We start from the raw sequence: 18,317 nt of genomic DNA, 5'->3' as shown, positions 1-18,317 counted from the left end.
CAGACTTCATGGTTCACTCTTCATGATTCCGACTCCATGACGTTGATTCCAGGGTTCAGACCACAAAGCCGACGCAGCATCGCCGTATCCAGATGCGCCTCGACCAGATCAGCCAGGCGCTCAAGGTCGCGTTCGCGCAGCGCAGCATAATCCAGACCTTCGGCCTGCGTCAGCCCTGCCCAGCGCAGGATCGCCTGTTGCGCTGCCGGCTGCTCGAACAACCCATGCAGATAACAGCCCGCCACCTGCCCGTCTTCACTCAGCGCGCCATCGCGGCGGCCGCTTGACAGTTGCACCAGCGGCTTTTCCAGTGCCGCGCCCAGGCTGACGCCGGCGTGAATTTCGTACCCGCTCACCGCCGCCTGTCCCAGGCTCAGCACGCCGGTGACATTGGTCAGTTGCTTGGCCGCCTGCAGCTCAGTGCGCATCGCCAGCAGACCCAGGCCAGGCACGCTACCTGGCGGGCCTTCCAGGCCCAGCGGGTCTGCCAGTTCAGCGCCCAGCATCTGGAAGCCGCCGCAGATACCCAGCAGTTTGCCACCGTAGCGCAGATGGCGTTGCAGCGCCGATTCCCAACCCTGCTCACGCAGAAAGGCAAGGTCTGCAGCCACACTTTTGGAGCCCGGCAGTATGATCAGGTCAGCCAGCGGTATCGATTGCCCCGGACCGACAAATTGCAGCTCCACCTGGGGATGCAGGCGCAGGGGATCAAAGTCGGTGTGATTGCTGATGCGCGGCAGCACCGGTACTACTACCTTGAGGCATTCCTGCCGCTTTGGTGCCTGGCGGGTGTCGACAGCATCCTCGGCCTCCAGATGGAGATCCTGCAAATAAGGCAGCACGCCGATCACCGACTTGCCCGTGCGTGCTTCGAGCCAGCGCAGGCCCGGTTCCAGCAGCGCAATATCACCGCGAAAGCGATTGATGACAAAACCTTGGACCCGCGCCTGCTCGCTGGCCGAGAGCAGCTCCAGGGTGCCCACCAGGTGGGCAAAGACGCCACCCTTGTCGATATCCGCCACTATGATCACCGGGCAATCCACCGCCTCGGCAAACCCCATATTGGCAATATCCCCTTCGCGCAGGTTGATCTCGGCCGGTGAGCCGGCACCTTCCACCACCACCACCGGGTAACGCGCGCTCAAGCGCTGATGCGCCGCCAGCACTGCCTGCATGGCAACGGGCTTATAGGCGTGGTAGGCGACCGCATCCATGTTGCCGATGGGCTGGCCCTGAATGATGACCTGAGCTCCAACATCGCTGTTGGGTTTGAGCAGAATGGGGTTCATGTCGGTGTGGGCCGGGATACGCGCGGCCTGGGCCTGCACCGCCTGGGCGCGGCCTATTTCGCCACCCTCCTCGGTTACCGCCGCGTTCAGCGCCATGTTCTGCGGTTTGAACGGCGCGACATTAACGCCCTGGCGCACCAGCCAGCGGCAGAGCGCGCTGACCAGCGTGCTCTTGCCCGCGTCCGAGGTCGTACCCTGAACCATCAAACTGCTCATACCCATTCCTCGGAACTTTCAGACAAGGCCGACTCCAGCCGCTTCCACTGCGCGTCACTGCCCGGCAGACCAAAGCGCACCCCGGCAATGTCCGGGAACAGACGTATCAGTACGCCGCGCATCGCAAGGCTCAGGTACAACCTGCGCGCCTGATCAGCCGCAAGCGCGCGCCATTGAAACAGGCAACTGCCATCGCCCGGCAGGCCGCTGCGCTCCAGTAACGCTTGCAGACGCCTGCTATCCATCTGCAGCCGGCTGCGCCAGAGCTGTTGCGTACCCTGATCGGCGAGTACCGCCATACCGACGGCCCGGGCTGGCCCACTGACAGCCCAGGGACCGAGCTGCTGTTCAAGCCTGCCCAGCAGTGCTTCTTCGGCCAGCACAAAACCCAGCCGCACACCGGCCAGGCCAAAAAACTTGCCGAATGAGCGCAGTATTATGAGACCCGGAAGATGACTGAAGGACGACAGGCTGATGTCCGGCGTAGCATCGGCAAAGGCCTCATCTACCACTAACCAGCCTCCGCGACTGGTCAGCCGTTGATGCCAGTCGAGCAGCAACGGCGGGGCGACGACTGCGCCAGTGGGATTGTTGGGGTTAACCACCACCAGCACATCCAGTTGTTCCAGTTGCTGCTCCAGTTCGCTCACCCGCACACTCACCACCTCGTGCCCGGCACGCTGCCACGCCCGCCGGTGCTCGGCATAGGTGGGTTCCAGAATGCCCACGCGGCAGCGGCTGCGCAGCAGGGGCAGCGCCTGGATTGCTGCTTGCGAGCCGGCCACCGGCAAGGCGCTGGGCGCGTTGTAGTGCGCCGCCGCCATGTCACACAAGCCATCTTCGGGCTCCGGCAATCGGCTCCAGATACCGGCGGGAAGCGGCGGCAACGGCCAGTGATAAGGGGCCAGACCGGTCGAGATATCCAGCCACTGCGCCAGGGGAATACCAAAGTCGCGGGCGGCGCGTTGCAAGCGCCCGCCGTGTTCCAGCATGCCCATAGGCTCAAGGCTCCGCTCATCCATGTTCAGCCAGTCCCCAGAGCAGCATTACTACAAGCAACCACAGCCACAGGCTGCGGTGCACCAGTTGCAGCGCACGCACGATATCCGCTGCGGCCGGTGCCGCGCCGCATCCCAACACCGGCCGTTCTACCGCCTCGCCGTGATAAATAGCAGAGCCACCCAAGCGCAATTCCAAGGCCCCAGCACCAGCCGCCATCACGGGTCCGGCGTTGGGACTATCCCATGCGGCGGCCTGCGTACGCCAGCTGCGCCAGCCAGTGCGGGCGCTACCGCACAGGCAATAACTCAGCGCGACCAGCCGCGCCGGCAGATAGTTGAGCGCGTCGTCGATCCGGGCTGCACTGCGGCCAAACAACAGAAATCGGGGTGAGCGATAACCCCACATGGCGTCCAGTGTATTGCTCAGCCGGTACAGCAGCACGCCCGGCGCGCCCAGTAGCAGAAACCAGAAGAGCGCCGCGAATACCGCATCGCTACCGTTCTCCAGCACCGACTCCACGGTCGCCCGCGCCACGCCCTGCTCGTCCAGCTGGCGCGTATCGCGGCTGACAATACGCCCTACCAACTCGCGCGCCAACGGCAGGTCATGGCACTGCAACGCCTGCGCTATGGGCTTGGCATGCGCGACCAGGCTTTGCCCACCCAGGCACAGGTACAGGCAGAATACGGAGAAAACCCAACCCAGCAAGGGCACGGCGGCCAGCCAGTAGGCCAGTAGCGTAAAGGGCAGTACCGCCAGGCTCCAGGCCAGGGCGCCGCTGAAAATGCTGCGCTGGCGGTTGAACCTGCCCTCAAGGTATTGCGCCCAGCGGCCAAAGCCCACCAGCGGATGCCAGCGCGCCGGCTCACCCAGCAGGCGATCCAGCAGCACGCCCAGCAGAGCCGCCGGCAATATCGCGATCATGCCGCGCGCCACTGAGCGATGATGCGCGCCAGTTGGTCCACACCATCGGTCAGCGCACCGACACCGGGCTGCAGGATATCCGCCGACTTGATTTCGTGCAGCTGCCCGGTCTGCACCGCCGGTATGGCGTCCCAGCCCTCACGTACCCTCACCTGTTCGGGACGAAAGCGCTTGCCGCACCAGGAACCGATGATGATGTCCGGGGCGCGGCGCACCACTTCCTGCGGGTCGGCAATGATGCGCTGGCGGGCACTGGGGTGACTCGCCAGCTCACTAAAGCAGTCCTCGCCGCCAGCCAGCTCGATCAGCTCACTGACCCAGCCGATGCCGGAGATCAACGGCTCATTCCATTCTTCGAAGTACACCCGCGGGCGGGGCCCAGTGCTGCTGGCATTGCGAACCTGCAGCAAGCCGTCCTCAAGCTCGGCGATCAGCGTGGCGGCACGCTCGGGAACACCTACCAGCGCCCCCAGCGTCGAGACCATACGCAAAATGCCGGCGACACTGCGCTGGTTGAATAGATGCACCTCCAGCCCCACGCGCGCCAGGTCGGCTAGAATGCCGGCCTGCAGATCGCAATAGCCGAGCACCAGATCCGGCTCGAGCGCGAGAATCTCGTCACTCTTGGCGCTGGTGAAGGCTGCCACTTTGGGCTTTTCCTTGCGCGCCTGCGGTGGCCGCACGGTAAAGCCGGAAATGCCCACGATGCGCTCCTGCTGACCCAGGCAATAGAGCACCTCGCAGGTCTCGGTGGACAGGCAGACGATACGTTGCGGCCCGCTCATGGCATCAGTTTTCATCACGCAGGGCTCCCCATTGATCAATAAACAGCAGCTCGGACAAGTTGCGCGGCTGTGCCCAGCGCTCCTGCACCAGCATGGGCTGCGGATAGAATTCGGCCACCGGCCCCAGGCAAAGCACTGCTACCGGTTTGGCACCCGCTGGCAAGTGCAGCAATTCAGCCAATGCCTGCGGATCGAACAGCGATACCCACCCCATGCCGAGGCCCTCCGCTCGGGCGGCAAGCCACATATTCTGAATCGCGCAGGCCAGCGAGGCCAGATCCATCTCCGGCAGTGTGCGGCGGCCAAACACATGCGCGTCACGCCCTGCCGGCAACGCCGCCACCAGCAGTTCGGCGCAGTCCAGCACACCTTGCACTTTCAGACGCATGAATTCATCCCGGCGCTCACCCAGGGCGTCTGCGGTGGCCTCTCGTTCCTGCTCCACCAACTGATGAATCTGCTCACGCAATGCCGGCTTGCACACACGAACGAAGCGCCAGGGCTGCATCAGACCGACGCTGGGCGCCTGATGCGCGGCCAGCAGAAGACGTTGCAACACGGTATCTGCTACCTCCCCGCCGCTGAAATGGCGCATATCCCGCCGCTCGCGAATGGCCCGATAAAGGGCTTCACGCTCTTCGACGGAATAAGCATGCGGCTGGCTCATGGAAGAAAGAGCGCAGCGGCAGCCTGCGGATTGCCCGGTAGATAAAAATGGATATAGGACGCGGTCAAGCGCTCAATGCGATAGACCGCTTCGGCCGTGCGCCGATAGTTGGGGCATTCGCCGCGCGCCAGCGGTTGCAGCTGGCTCTCGAGCTGCGAATGGTGAAAGGTATGTCCGTGCAGGCGGCCCTCGGGCAAGTCTACCGCCTGCAACGCCAGGGCACTGAGACGCTGCTGCATAGTTGCATTGCCCTCCAGCAAGCCGCACATCTCGAAGCGCTCCCCCTGCAGATCGGTCAGACTGTCGAGCAGATAGAGCATGCCGCCGCACTCGGCAACAATTGGCTTGCCCATCAGATAGTGTTCGGCAATATCTGCCTGCATCGACCTGTTGCCGGCCAGGCGCGCGGCGTGCAGCTCGGGATAGCCGCCGGGCAGGTAAAGGCTGTCTACCTCCGGCAGTCCGCTATCGTTCAATGGCGAGAAAAAGACCAGTTCTGCCCCCATCGCCTGCAACAGCTGAAGGTTGGCCTGATACACAAAGGCAAAGGCGGCGTCGCGCGCCACCCCGACGCTGACGCCAGCCAACAGTGGCTCGATGTCTTGTGCCAGGGGAGCGCGAAAGCTGACCGGCGCTGGCAGCGCATCGCTGACGCTGGCGGCCAATGCTGCCGCCGCGGCGTCCAGACGCGCCTCCAGATCGGCCAGTTCCGCAGCCTGCACCAGGCCCAGATGCCGGCTGGGCAGTGCGATATCTGCCGAGCGCGGCAAAGCGCCAAACCAGCGGATGTCCGCCGGCAAACTATCGCGCAGAATCTCGCCATGACGGGCGCTGCCCAGCTTGTTGCCCAGCACCCCGGCAAAGGGCAAGCCGGGCTGAAAATGCGCCAGACCGAAGGCCATGGCGGCAAAGGTCTGCGCCATGCCGGAGCCGTCGATCACCCCGAGTACCGGCACCCCGAACTGACGTGCCAGATCAGCTGCCGAGGGCGTGCCATCGAACAGCCCCATGACGCCTTCAATCAGAATCAGATCGGCCTCGCCGGCGGCTTCCCACAGCAGCCGCTGAGACTGCTCCAATCCCACCATCCAGAGGTCGAGCTGATGCACCGGCGCGCCGCTCGCCACTTCCAGGATCATGGGATCGAGAAAGTCGGGGCCACACTTGAATACCCGTACCTGCCTGCCCGCCAGCCGATGCATGCGCGCCAGCGCTGCGGTGACGGTGGTTTTGCCCTGCCCCGAGGCAGGCGCTGCAATCAGTACTGCCGGACATTCCCTATTATTCAAAATTCGATCCCCTTCTGCGCCTTGATCCCGGCCTTGAACGCGTGCTTTACCACGCCCATCTCCGTGACGGTATCGGCCACCTCCAGCAAGGCTGCCGGCGCACCGCGCCCGGTCACCACCACATGCTGCTCGGCTGGCCGTGCCTGAATATCGGCGATCACCTGGTCCAGCTGCAGGTATCCGTACTTGAGTGCGATATTCAGCTCGTCCAGCAGCACCAGTGCCACCTGCGGATCGCGCATCAGCTCTACGGCTACCGCCCAGGCGGCCTGTGCCTTGGCCATGTCATCTTGCCGGTCCTGGGTTTCCCAGGTGAACCCGGCACCCATCACGTGGTAACGCACCTCATCCGGGAAGCGGCGGAAAAAGTTCTCCTCGCCAGTGCTCTTGGCGCCCTTGATGAACTGCACGATGCCAATGCGCATGCCGTGCCCCAGGGCGCGCGCAGCCATGCCAAAACCCGAACTGCTTTTGCCCTTGCCGTTGCCGGTGAGCACCAGCAACACACCGCGCTCGTGCTGCGCGACGGCGATCTTTTCATCCACCACCGCTTTCTTGCGCTGCATGCGCTGGCGGTGGCGCTCGTCGCGCGACGGGTCCTGCTCACTCATGCCTGCGGGCTCTGCTTGCCGAGCAAGGCCTGCGCACTGCGGGCGCCCACGTACAGCACCACGGCAATGCCGACATAAAGCGCCAGGGTGCTCAGGTACTGCGGATAATAGTGCGCGGTGCGTTCAGCCATGCCCAGCAGCGTGGGTGTTTCATAGCGGCCGGAAAAAAAGTAGAAACCGCCGCTGGAAAACAGATGGCAGACCAGTGCGCTCAGCGCCATGACCGGTAGCAGAATGCCCAGCGAGCCGGCCTGTTCACGATGCCAGCCAGCGTACAGACGGCCGCCGAACCAGAGCGCGCCGTAGGCCGGAATCAGCATCCAGTAGGCCACGCTCATGCAATGGTGACCGGCATTGATCCAGCCTACGCTGGCCACGTCGATAAGCGTCGCTTCGGCAAACAGCAGCGGGAAAACCCACTTGGGCCGCAGCAGCACCCCCGCCAGGAAAAAGACCGCCCAGGAAGCGCTGGGCAGGTTCTGCAGCGGAAAGTGACTGCCACGGGTCATGGCCATCAGGGCCACCAGGGCAATGCCGAGGTAAATCTGAGTGGTTCTGGACAGGTTCAGCATATTGTTCTCCTCATTGAAACAGCAAAACGCCTGCAGCCTTTGTGGCTACAGACGTCTGTTGATGTCGGCCCATCTCAGTGAACCGACAAGCGTCTTACCCTCGCCGACGCTAGAGCACCTGATAACGCAGCGTCAGATAGCCTGCGCGACCCGGTTGCTGATAGCTCTCGACGGTTTCGTAATCGGTATCAAACACATTGGTGACCTGCGCCTGCAGGCGCCAGTCATGGCTCAGCCAGTACTCGACCCGCAGATCGACGGTGTTGTAACCAGGCATATCCTTGGTATTGGCCGCATCGTCCCAGCGCCGGCCTTCGGCATGCACGGTCGCGCCCAACCCAACGCGGCCAAAGCGGCGATCGACGTCGAGGTTGAATATCTGCTCGGGGGTGCGTCTGATCAGATCACCGTCGCTCGCCTTGTAAGAGCGGTTTTTCGGGTCCTGCAGCGTCAGGTTGGTCTGCCAGTTCCAGCCCAGTTGCTGGGTTACCAGTTCGAACTCAAGACCTTTGATCTCAGCCTTGTCGACATTTTCCGCCAGGGAAACGCCGGCTACGGTTACTGTTGAAATCATGTTGTCGATATCGTTGTTGAACGCGTTGACCGACCAGCTGCCCCAATTGTGCTGCCCGCGCACGCCGGCCTCGATGTTCTTTGAAGTTTCTGCCTCGATCGCGGGATTGCCGAAGCCCGGGTAGTAAAGCTGATTAAAGGTGGGTGCGTTGTAGGCGGTACCGTAGCTCGCCGCAAAACTGATGCTGTCGGTGAGGGCAAAACCGTAGCCAATACTGCCGGTGGTGTGCTCGCCGTAAGCCTGGTTGTCGTCGTGACGCAGGCTCAGTTGCCAGTCATGCTTGCCGGCCTGACCAAGATACTGCGCGAACAGACCGTGGTTGTAGCGGCTTTGCTCCGCATAGCTCACGCTGCTGCTGATCTGGTCTTCGAGCCAGTCATAGCCCAGCGTGACCAGTTGTCCCTCGGCGATACGCAGATCGTTCTGCCAACTGGCGCTGTCTCGCTGTGTATCAAAGCGGCTGTTGACGGTGCTACCCGAGTAGGTCTTGTTGTCATCTTCACTGCGACCCACCTGCAGGGTTACATCCCAGATGCTCGCCGGGGAGAAACGCGCGCGTGCACCGTAGGCACTCAACACACCGTCGGCATTGGCCTTGAAGCCCGAGTCGTAATCATTGTGCGACTCCACCCGCAACAGGTTGGCGTCAATCAGCAGGCCGTTGTCGAAGCGATAGCCACCGGAAAGCGTGCCAGAGAGTTCACGGTACCCGTCGTGATCACGCTCGCGCGAAGGTCGCGCGTCTATGCCTTCGGTTTTCAGACTACTCACGCCCAGGTTGTACCAGGCTTGGTCGCTGCCCCCGGAAATACCCGCTGTGCCGGCCAGGTGCTGGGCGCTGCCTACCGTGGTAGAAAAATACGGGCTGGGGTCGCCGCCATCGCCCCTGCGGGTGAAGATCTGAATCACGCCGCCGATCGCGTCGGAACCGTAGAGGCTGGAGCGCGGCCCACGCACCACCTCGATGCGCTCGATTTGTTCGACCGGGAGGTTCTGCAATGCAGCCACGCCAGAGGTCGCCGAACCAATACGGACACCGTCGATCATCACCAGTACGTGCTTGTCGCTGCTGCCACGGATGCTCACAGAGGTAGTTTTACCGGGACCGCCGTTATTGCTGATGCTGATACCAGGCACACGGCGCAGCACTTGCTCGACACTGGTAGCCTGCAAGCGATCAATGTCGGTGCGCTCAAACACTGTGGTTGCGGCAATGCTGCTGGTCTGGCTGGTCCGCGTAGCGGTTACCACCTGGTCTTCAAGACTGACCGTATGGCCAAAGGACAGGGAAGAAAGGCCAACGAGGCCGAGCGCCACTGGGGCACGAAGAAAGGTTTTCATACTGCTTGGTTGCTCCGTCGTACCCACCCGCACGACTCTGACTGAGATACACAGTGACGGAGGCAGGGGAACGGCAACAAGCATAGCGAGGGCCGCGCACCTACAGCGCCCACCGCACTGTTGTGAATAGCATCAGGCCGGTCTCCGGGCTTGCGCGTTGATCATTGGATCCTGCGACCTGAACCTTCCCATGCACAGCACAGTGGTTTTCTCAGGCGCATCGCCTTGTGGCGAACATCGCTTACCGTTGCGGGGGCAGCGCCGGAATTGTCTGCATTGGCAGACGCACCGGCTTCCCAGTTTCACCCTCTCTGAATAGAGGGAACCTGAAGCAGGCGTGAAGAGTAGTGACTTTGCCCGAAAGCGTCAACCGCGAGCCCTGGCGCCCGCATAAGGCGCAGCAGCAGAGGCCCGTGCGCCACTAGCGTGCAGGGCTTCAACGCGCCTGCGTCTGCTGCGCAGAGGGTTGCAGGAGTTCGTTGTAGTTGAGAATCGACTGGGCGACCTCGATAAGCTTTTGGCCGCGCTCCATCGCTGCGCCCTGCAGAGCCCGAAACGCCTGCTCTTCATTCAACCCTTGCCGGGTCATCAGAACGCCCTTGGCGCGTTCGATCAACTTGCGCTCGCTGAGGCTGCGACGCGCGGCGTCTAGCTCATCGTGCAGGTGCTGCAGGCGCACCGTCTGTTCGTGCACCAGTTCCAGCACAGAGCGTTGCATGTGATTACCGATACGCTCGCCCGGCAGTGCTTCCAGCTCGGTGGCTTGCACATTGTATAGGCGCGCGGCGGGGGCGTTACCCTCCTCGTCCAGTTGATGCAGGCGCCGGGTCAGGCGGCGTTGACTGTCCAGATCGGCACTGGCCTGCTGGATCTTGTGCTCACACAGGCTCTGCAGGCGCTCGGCCAATTGATCCTCCACCTGCTTCATGCTGTCGATGCGCTGCGAGGTAAGCTCAAACCACACTTCGCCCATACTGCTCTGCACCTGGCTCTGCTCACTGGTACGCAGCGCCACCTGACGCAAGCGCGCAATCTCACCCATCAACTCGCCACTGCACAGGGTTGCCCATGCGGCCCGGGTGTCCTGCTCGGCAAACTCCAGGAAGGTATCAAAACAGCGCTGCTGCGCCTCTTCGAGAAACCCCAGTCGGCTGCACTGCGGTTGCTCAAAATAGCCGGCGACAAAGCCGCAGACCCCGGCAGCGCGTTCCTGACCGGCCAACTCCTTGCCTTGCATGAAGTTGAACAACGCCACCAGCGCTCGGGTAATGCGCGGATCTACCGCGCTGTCTGCCGCTTCAAACACCACCGCCAGCAGGCCCGCGATCAGGCGGGTAAAACCGTGTGTGGCCTCCTGCGCGTCCAGTTGCTGTTCGCGCACCCGGCGACGCAAGGTGGGCAAGCCGTCCAGCCCATGCAACACAAAGGCCACCCGGGTAAACAGGCGTGCCTTTTCGGCACCGCAGCTGCGCTCCAGATCCATGCCATCAAAGGCCTTGCGCACAGCCTGTTCGCAGCGAGTGGCATCTCCGGACAAGGTATCCAACGACCTGCGATAGCGCTCGGCCTGGCCGCCCAGATACATATTGGAAAAGCCCCGCTCGCGCTGCAGCGCATGCACCAGCTGGCTGATCTCGCCTACCAGTTGGCAGGTAACCGCCAGCGCCTGCAGCCCCTGCATTTCGCTGCGCCGCGCTGCCAGCATGAACTCCAGAGCAGTCGACATACCATTCCTCCCATGACCATGACTGGCACAGGGAAGCTGCAGCAATACTTGTGCCAGCAGCAGCGAGGGAGAAATGGGCGCACGAGCTGGCATGGCAGATGCCCGCCGTCTTGAAAATCGTACGAACTTAACCAGGCCTTGTTCTTCTAAAGCTATGGAGCGCGCCTCGCACGAGGGCACCAACACGGCGGACCAGACGGCGGACCAGCTACAGCTGATGGCGACTCACTGAGCCCTCCAGCGCTAGCCCGGCGACAACCTGCAGTGCAAGACGTGGCCCGCCAAACCAACAATAAGGAGATCACCGTGTCTGTTCATAACGAGCGATCGCATCAGGTTATCCTGTACCCGCTACACCCGCTGCACGCCATCTTGCTCGCCGGGAGCATGCCGCTGTTTCTCGGCGCCCTGCTGAGTGACCTGGCCTATGCCAAGAGTTTCCAGATCGAGTGGAGTACCTTTTCCTCATGGCTGATTGCCGGCGGGCTGGTTTATGCCGGTCTGGCGATAGTCTGCGCCCTGCTGGGTCTGACTCGCCCGCACGGCAGAGACGGACGCAGCCTGATCTATCTGCTACTGCTGGTGGCCGCCTGGATTCTCGGGTTTATCAATGCTCTGGTTCACGCCAGAGACGCGTGGGCCATGATGCCAACTGGCCTGATTCTTTCGGTGATCGTAACCTTGCTGGCCTGCGCCGCCACCGCCGTTCGCTTTTCCAGCCGCCGCGTGGGAGGTGTGCAATGATACATACCAGCCGAATCCTGATACTCACCACCGCTGTGGCCCTGAGCGCGCAGGCCGCTGACGAACAAGCAGCTCAATACGGCCCCGACCCGCGACTACCCGAACAGCAACGCGGCCTGTTACCCAATATGACCATCGCCGAGCCGGCAAACTGGGGGGATCAACGCCCCACAGTGCCGGAGAATTACAGCATTACCGCGATAGCTACCAATCTGAAAATTCCCCGCCAGACCCTGGTCCTGCCCAACGGCGACATATTGGTTGCCGAGGGTCGCGGAGGCAACGCGCCCAAACTGAAACCCAAGGACGTCATTGCCGGCTACATCAAGGCACAGGGCAATACCTCGGTAAAAAGTGGCAACCGCCTCACCCTGCTGCGTGACAGCGACGGCGATGGCACCTACGAAACCCAGGGCGTGTTCGCCGACAACCTCAATGCGCCCTACGGCCTGGCGCTGGTGGACAACAACCTCTACGTGGCCAACCAGGATGCCCTGGTGCGCTTTGATTATCAGCCAGGCCAGACCCAGGCCAGTGGCCCACCAGAAAAGCTCACCGACCTGCCCTCGGCAATCAACCACCACTGGACCAAGGCGCTGACTGCCAGTGCGGACGGGCGCTTCCTCTATGTTGGCATCGGCTCCAACAGCAACATCACCGAGCGCGGCATGGCGGCCGAGGTGGATCGCGCGATGATCTGGCAGGTTGATGCGCAAACCGGCGCTCACAAGCCCTATGCCACCGGCTTGCGCAATCCGACCGCGCTTACCATCCAACCCGGCACGGATCAGCTGTGGGCGGTGGTAAACGAACGCGATGAGCTGGGGCCCAACCTGGTGCCAGACTACCTGACCGCCGTGCGCGAGGGTGCATTTTACGGTTGGCCTTACAGCTACTGGGGGCAGAATGTAGACCCGCGCGTGCGCCCGCAGAAGCCGGAGAAGGTCGCCGAGGCGGTCAAGCCTGACTATGCGCTGGGTTCGCATGTTGCCGCTCTGGGCGTCGACTTTTCCAGTGAGGTCATGGGTGCGGAATTTGCCGAAGGCGCTTTTGTTGGGGAGCACGGCAGCTGGAATCGCCCCGACCCGGTAGGTTACAAGGTCGTGTTCGTGCCTTTCAGCAACGGCCGTCCAAACGGGGACCCGGTAGACTTTGTCACCGGTTTTCGGGATGAGAATGGCAAGACTCGCGGGCGCCCGGTAGGCGTAACGCTGGACCCGCGCGGCGCGCTGATCATTGCCGACGATCTGTCCAATACCATCTGGCGGGTAACGCGGGCGCAGTAACGGGCCGCGATCAACCGAGCAGGCGCAGGTCCGGCCAGGAACACCCGGGTTGCCCGATCAGCTGCCCTGCCTCGGTACCAGACGGGACAGGCGCCCCAGGCGATCTGCCCGAGGCAATCTGCAGACCACAAAAAACCCCAGCCAAGTGAATGACTGGGGTTTATCTGAAATGGCGCAGCGGACGGGACTCGAACCCGCGACCCCCGGCGTGACAGGCCGGTATTCTAACCAACTGAACTACCGCTGCGCATCAGTCCAGAAGCACCGAAAACACCGTTTCCAGAGCGTCTGAACAGGCGCGCATTGTAAACATTCCGCCAAGGGAGTCAAGCACTTGCGAGAGATTTATTGCTGCGCGTGGTGCCGCTCCCGAAGGCTGCCGAAGCTATCGGGAGCACGCTATTCAAGCCTGCTGTGACGGCTCCGCGTGAAGCTGCACGATTCGCGCGCGCAACGCCAGACGACATACCGCCGGGACTACCAGCAGGGTCAGTACCGTCGAGGCCAACAACCCGGAAATGATTGCCCAGGCCATCGGCGGCCACAGCGTTGAGCTGGAAAAAGCCAAGGGCAAAAGGCCCGCGATAGTGGTTGCGGTCGTCAACAGGATCGGACGAGTGCGGCGCATCACGGCCTCGCTCACCGCGTCGCTGATCGACATCCCCTCGGCAAGCCGCTGATCCACCACGTCAATCAGCACGATGGCGTTGTTCACCACTATGCCCACCAGGGCAATCACGCCCAGCATGGATTGAAAGCCGAACGGCGAGCCCGACAGCACAAGGCCAGGAAACACGCCGACACTTGCCAGCGGCACCGTCAGCAGCACAATACCTACCCGGCTGAACGAGTTGAACTGCAGCAGCAGGAAGAACAGCAACAACATGATACCCACGGGCGCGGTGGTAAACAGCGCCCGGTTGGCATCGCCGGAACCCTCGCTGTCGCCACCGATTTCCATACGCACCCCTTCAGGTAGTGGAGCTTGCTCCAGCCGAGTGCGTAGTGCATCCAGCACCTGGCTGAAGCTATAGCCCTGCTCCAGGCCGGCAGTGACCGACAGAACGCGCACCCCATCGCGGTGCTGGATGCTCGCCGGCTGCCAATCGGGCTCAATGCGCGCCAATGCCGTCAGTGGAATAGCCTGCCCTTCAGGCGTAAACACGCTAGTCGACAGCAGCCGCTCCAACGACTGATAGCTGCCTTCATGCGAGCGCAGCAGCATGGGGATCGGATCCAGCTCCTGCCGGTATTGTTCGACCGTCAACCCCAGGCTCTGTCCAAAAAGCGTGCGCGCCACCTCCGCCCGACTCAGACCAAAGCGCTGGGCCTGCGCGTCGTCCACCAGCACCCGCACCACCGGCACGCCAAGGTCAATATTGTGCCGCACGTCCACCGCGCCCGGCACTTGTTTAAGTAACGAGAACAGATGCTCGGCGGCGGCAATGCGCTGGCGATCATCGTGGTGATAAAGGCGCAACTCCACCGGCGCCACGCGCGGCGGTCCCTGCCCCAGGGTACTGGCGATCACGTCCAGCTCGGGCCAGTTGCTGGCCACCTGTTCGCGTACCCAGTGAATCAGCGGCGCGGTATCGTCCAGGGATCGGGCATTGACCACCAGACGCGCGCGATTGGGCGCCTGCGGAGCGCGGTTGAGGTTGTAGTAGAAAGTCGGCCCGGTACCGCCCACAAACCGGTGGACCGAGAGCACGCCCGGCTGCTTGCTCAAGTCACCCTCCAGCTGTTGCGCCACGCTGGTGGTGCGACGCTGGTCCGTACCCTCGGGCATGTAGAGTTCGATCACCACCTGGGGTCGATCGGCATTAGGGAAGAACTGCAGCTTCATCAACGGCGTCATTGCCAGACTGGCTAGCACCATGGCACAGCCGAGCAGCACTACCCGCCAGGGCGAGTTGGTGCTGAGCCGCGCCAATCCGGTAGCCAGGCGCTCCAGACGCGGATTCATGCGCGTGGCGGCCGGTTGCAGAAAACGCCCTGCCAACAGGGGCGCCACACTGATCGCCAGCAGATAACTGACGCTCAGGGTCAACATGATCATGATCGGAATGCCGCGGGTAAAATCCGCCGTCCCGCCCTTGGACAACAGCATGGGGGTGAAGGCGGCCAGCGTGGTGGCAGTTGAAGCGCCCAGCGGCCCGGCCAGCTCGCGCACGCTGTCGAGCACCGCCGCGCGTCGCGTCTCGCCCGCATTCAGCCGATCCTGCAGGTTCTCTACCATGACGATGGCGTTGTCGATCAGAATGCCCAGCGAGATCACCATGCCAATGACGGCAATCTGGTGCAGGATACCGCCACCCAGGTCGTAAAGCCCCAGACTGATCAGCGCCACCATCGGCAGCATGGTCGCCACCAGCAGTCCCATGCGCCAGCCCATGCCGAATAGAATCACCGCAACGATGATCAGCACGCTGCCGAGCAGGTTGAACTCCAGCCCATCCAGACGCTCCTTCACCTGATCGGGTTGAAAGAACATCTCGTCGATCTGCAGCGGCGCAAAATCACCGCGCAGCCTGTCCAGCCGCGCGCGCAACTGCTCGCCAAAGCGTATTGCGTCTACCTGACCGCGTTGCGCCACCAGGGTGACCAGCACGCTCTGATCGCCATCGAACCAGGCGCGCTCATCCATAGGCTCGGCCGGCCCGCGCCAGATATCAGCAATGGCGACCAGCGGCACACTACCGCCGCTGGGCAGGGCAATCTGCGTCGCGCGCAAGGCGTCCAGACTGATGAACTCACTGTTCGGCAAGACCCCTACCCGCTGCCCCGCCACCACCACAAAGCCCCCGGGAATGACCTGATTGCGCTGTGCCAACAGATTGGACAGCGCTTGCGGCGGGAGACCAAGCCGGTTCATTTCAGCATCGCGTAGCGCTATGGTGATCTGCTCGTCGGTGTCGCCCATGATCTCGATGCGTGAAAGCCCGGGCAGGTCCATCAACTGGCGCTTGAGGCGCTCGGCCTCGTCACTCAGGTGCACCAGTGAAGCATCGCCGCGCAGCGCCAGTACTATCGCTGGCGTATCGATCAAACGGTCATCCAGCGCCATGCTGCGCACGCCATCAGGGAACTCCAGCTCGGCGCGGCTCATCGCCTGACGCACCCGGTCCCAGGCCTCTTCGGTGGCGTAGATGCTGTCCAGTAGCCGTACCTGTACCAGCGCCACGCCGGTGCGCGCGGTGGCCGTGGTGAAATCGATCTCTTCAACCTGCGAAAGCTCGTCTGCCAGGGGCTCCAGCACCAGGCGCTCGACCGATTCAGCCACCGCACCGGGGTAAACGACGGTAATCATGCCGGCGCGATAGGGGAAACTCGGATCCTCCTGGCGGGCCATGGTGAGATAAGAGGCGATGCCCAGCAGCGAGAGCATGACCACCATCATTGCCAACAGCCGCGGTCGCAGCAGCATGCGGGCGATCACTGCAGCAACTCCACGGCATCGCCCTCGGCAAGGCGGCTGAGCCCGGCATAAACTACCTGGTCGCCCGGCTGAAGACTATCGCCAGCCAGCAGCGCCCTCTCCCCCTGCAAACTGGCAACTGCAATGCTTACCCGCTCGGCCTGGCCGTTGCGGATGCGAAACACCGAGACCCCCTGCGCCGAGCGCATGATCGAAGCGAGCGGCACGGTCAACTGTGACGAAGCGGCATGCGCCAGCCCCACCTCCAGCGCGGCACCTGACTGCACGTCAGCCTCCAGACTCACCACCAGCGGATAGAGCACGCTGCCCTGGGACGCGCCACGGCCGATCTCGGCAATGCGGCCAATGAGTTCACGGTTGTCCAGCGTGCTCCACACTGGGAGGGGCGCCCCAACAACCAGGCCTTCCAGCAACGCTGCGGGTACCATTATTTCTACTTCCATGCCGCTGCCAGCCGCCATCTGCAGCACTGGCTGGCCGGCAGTGATGAACTCGCCAGGCTCCACCAGCAGATTCTCGATACTGCCGGCAAAGGGCGCCCGCAGCACGCTTTCACGGTTCAGTTGTTCGCTCTGCTGCAGGCTGGCGCGCGCGCTGCGCACCGACGCGTTGATGGCTTCCAGCTGAGCGCGTTGCTGCTCGCGCGCTTGCTCGGACAACACGCCGCGTTGGTACAGCTGCTCCACTCGCTCCAGGTCGCGTTGCGCCTGCCCGGCCTGGGCCTGCAACTCTGCCAGCCTCGCGCGGGCGGCATCGCGAGCCGGCTCGAGCTGGGGGTTGTAAAGTGTGGCCAACACTTCACCAGAGGCCACCTGCTGACCTATCTGCAAAGGCCGGGTGGCCAATACCCCACCCACCTGAAAGGTGAGACTGGCGCGCTGCTGGGCCCTGGCACTGCCGGCAAAGCGCAAGGGTTCGGCATCAGGCGCTGCCACCACATCAGCCACGCGAACCGCCACCGCCGAGGTTCCGGGGCTGGTAACCGCCGCCGTATCCTCACAGCCGCCAAGTCCCACCAGCAGCCCCGCAAGCGCGACCAGCCCAAGCCACCGGTACCCACTACCATCGATTACACTTGCCATCGGAAATCCGCTCCAGTTATACCCTGCCTTTTTACATACTGTCAGTTATTGACACTTTGTCAACAAGCGCACAGACTGGTTTTGTATCGACCCCTTACAGGTAATCGAATGACCTTGGATGAGCGACGAGAACGGGAAAAGCAGGAGCGCCGCGAGAGCATTCTCGACAGCGCAGAAACGTGCTTTTTCAACAAGGGCTACGAGCGCACTTCGATGGATGAAATCGCGCGCAACGCCCATTTGAGCCGTGCCCTGCTGTATGTCTACTTCAAGGACAAGGCAGCAATCATGCGCGGCATCATGCTACGGGCCGGCCACAGCCTGCTGGAGCGTTTTCGCGCCGCGCAGGTCGCAGGTACCAACGGACGGCAGCAGATGCAGGAGATCGGCTGGGCTTATTATCGCTTCGGGCTGGAACGCCCCGACTATTTCGACGTGCTGACCAATGCCAGTACCTTCGCGCACCTGGCGGACCCCGACGACCTGAGCCAGGAACTGGCCTGCTGCAGCGAACTGGCCATGGCCTGCATGGTCGAGTCACTGCAACTGGGGGTCAGCGACGGCAGTCTCAGCGCCGAACGGGTGGGCGACGCGCTGCAGGCCGCCTACTATTTGCGTGGTGCATTGCACGGCGTGATCATGCAGTCGCGGCAGGACAGCGCGGGCCTGCCCAATCAGCCCGAACCGGAAAAGCTGATTGGTTACACCATAGAGATGCTCACCCAGTCCTTGCGCGGCTGAGTCGGGTCAGAGGCGCCATCGGCCTGGCG

The 18,317-nt window shown here is 62.8% G+C and carries 15 protein-coding genes, 1 tRNA gene and 1 riboswitch; of the genes, 3 read left to right on the top strand and 13 right to left on the bottom strand.

Annotated features, from left to right (window positions below; translation table 11 throughout):
- Positions 1–20 precede the first annotated feature (20 nt).
- The 10 genes from V7756_RS08445 to V7756_RS08400 all read right to left on the bottom strand — a co-directional run bounded on the left by V7756_RS08445 (position 21) and on the right by V7756_RS08400 (position 10,996).
- A complete protein-coding gene (locus V7756_RS08445; RefSeq protein WP_335609715.1) occupies positions 21–1,505 on the bottom strand; it encodes a cobyric acid synthase in 1,485 nt (494 codons plus the stop codon).
- Positions 1,502–2,497: a threonine-phosphate decarboxylase CobD gene (gene cobD, locus V7756_RS08440; protein ID WP_335609808.1), complete on the bottom strand. Its 996-nt coding sequence runs from the start codon at positions 2,495–2,497 to the stop codon at positions 1,502–1,504. Before cobD ends, V7756_RS08445 begins: the two co-directional genes overlap by 4 nt.
- Positions 2,498–2,519: 22 nt before the next feature.
- The gene (gene cbiB, locus V7756_RS08435) at positions 2,520–3,431 is read right to left on the bottom strand and encodes an adenosylcobinamide-phosphate synthase CbiB (protein ID WP_335609714.1); all 912 of its coding nucleotides are present in this window, start codon (positions 3,429–3,431) and stop codon (positions 2,520–2,522) included.
- Positions 3,428–4,216 carry a cobalamin-binding protein gene (locus tag V7756_RS08430; RefSeq protein WP_442908983.1) on the bottom strand — a complete coding sequence of 263 codons (789 nt, stop codon included), beginning with the start codon at positions 4,214–4,216 and terminating at the stop codon, positions 3,428–3,430. Before V7756_RS08430 ends, cbiB begins: the two co-directional genes overlap by 4 nt.
- A gap of 4 nt (positions 4,217–4,220) precedes the next feature.
- Complete coding sequence (gene bluB / locus V7756_RS08425; protein WP_335609713.1) at positions 4,221–4,883, bottom strand: 5,6-dimethylbenzimidazole synthase; 663 nt, start codon at positions 4,881–4,883, stop codon at positions 4,221–4,223.
- The gene (locus V7756_RS08420) at positions 4,880–6,172 is read right to left on the bottom strand and encodes a cobyrinate a,c-diamide synthase (protein ID WP_335609712.1); all 1,293 of its coding nucleotides are present in this window, start codon (positions 6,170–6,172) and stop codon (positions 4,880–4,882) included. Before V7756_RS08420 ends, bluB begins: the two co-directional genes overlap by 4 nt.
- On the bottom strand, positions 6,169–6,783 hold the full coding sequence (gene cobO, locus V7756_RS08415) for a cob(I)yrinic acid a,c-diamide adenosyltransferase (RefSeq protein WP_335609711.1): 615 nt from the start codon (positions 6,781–6,783) through the stop codon (positions 6,169–6,171). The genes V7756_RS08420 and cobO overlap by 4 nt, the downstream gene beginning before the upstream one ends.
- Positions 6,780–7,355 carry a hypothetical protein gene (locus V7756_RS08410; RefSeq protein WP_335609710.1) on the bottom strand — a complete coding sequence of 192 codons (576 nt, stop codon included), beginning with the start codon at positions 7,353–7,355 and terminating at the stop codon, positions 6,780–6,782. The genes cobO and V7756_RS08410 overlap by 4 nt, the downstream gene beginning before the upstream one ends.
- A 109-nt stretch (positions 7,356–7,464) precedes the next feature.
- Complete coding sequence (gene btuB / locus V7756_RS08405) at positions 7,465–9,270, bottom strand: TonB-dependent vitamin B12 receptor (protein ID WP_335609709.1); 1,806 nt, start codon at positions 9,268–9,270, stop codon at positions 7,465–7,467.
- 118 nt (positions 9,271–9,388) lie between these two features.
- Positions 9,389–9,615, bottom strand: a riboswitch (cobalamin riboswitch).
- Positions 9,616–9,706: 91 nt separating this feature from the next.
- On the bottom strand, positions 9,707–10,996 hold the full coding sequence (locus V7756_RS08400) for a nitrate- and nitrite sensing domain-containing protein (RefSeq protein ID WP_335609708.1): 1,290 nt from the start codon (positions 10,994–10,996) through the stop codon (positions 9,707–9,709).
- 300 nt (positions 10,997–11,296) lie between these two features.
- On the opposite strand from V7756_RS08400, the gene V7756_RS08395 reads away from it, so the two are divergent.
- Both V7756_RS08395 and V7756_RS08390 read left to right on the top strand, forming a co-directional pair.
- Positions 11,297–11,740, top strand: a complete 444-nt coding sequence (locus tag V7756_RS08395) for a DUF2231 domain-containing protein (protein WP_442908982.1) — start codon at positions 11,297–11,299, stop codon at positions 11,738–11,740.
- Positions 11,737–13,026 carry a PQQ-dependent sugar dehydrogenase gene (locus V7756_RS08390; RefSeq protein WP_335609706.1) on the top strand — a complete coding sequence of 430 codons (1,290 nt, stop codon included), beginning with the start codon at positions 11,737–11,739 and terminating at the stop codon, positions 13,024–13,026. The genes V7756_RS08395 and V7756_RS08390 overlap by 4 nt, the downstream gene beginning before the upstream one ends.
- A gap of 170 nt (positions 13,027–13,196) precedes the next feature.
- Here the strand turns inward: V7756_RS08390 and V7756_RS08385 are convergent.
- The 3 genes from V7756_RS08385 to V7756_RS08375 all read right to left on the bottom strand — a co-directional run bounded on the left by V7756_RS08385 (position 13,197) and on the right by V7756_RS08375 (position 17,547).
- A tRNA-Asp gene (locus V7756_RS08385) sits at positions 13,197–13,273 on the bottom strand.
- A gap of 156 nt (positions 13,274–13,429) precedes the next feature.
- On the bottom strand, positions 13,430–16,465 hold the full coding sequence (locus V7756_RS08380) for an efflux RND transporter permease subunit (RefSeq protein ID WP_335609705.1): 3,036 nt from the start codon (positions 16,463–16,465) through the stop codon (positions 13,430–13,432).
- Positions 16,462–17,547, bottom strand: coding sequence for an efflux RND transporter periplasmic adaptor subunit (locus V7756_RS08375; RefSeq protein WP_335609704.1), 1,086 nt, complete (start codon positions 17,545–17,547; stop codon positions 16,462–16,464). Before V7756_RS08375 ends, V7756_RS08380 begins: the two co-directional genes overlap by 4 nt.
- A 108-nt stretch (positions 17,548–17,655) precedes the next feature.
- Here V7756_RS08375 and V7756_RS08370 point away from each other — a divergent pair, with 108 nt between their 5' ends.
- Positions 17,656–18,288, top strand: coding sequence for a TetR/AcrR family transcriptional regulator (locus V7756_RS08370; RefSeq protein ID WP_335609703.1), 633 nt, complete (start codon positions 17,656–17,658; stop codon positions 18,286–18,288).
- Positions 18,289–18,317: the final 29 nt, after the last annotated feature.

This window comes from Halopseudomonas sp. (genome assembly GCF_036961105.1).
Classification (GTDB): domain Bacteria; phylum Pseudomonadota; class Gammaproteobacteria; order Pseudomonadales; family Pseudomonadaceae; genus Halopseudomonas.
This window is presented reverse-complemented; position numbering and strand designations above follow the sequence as displayed.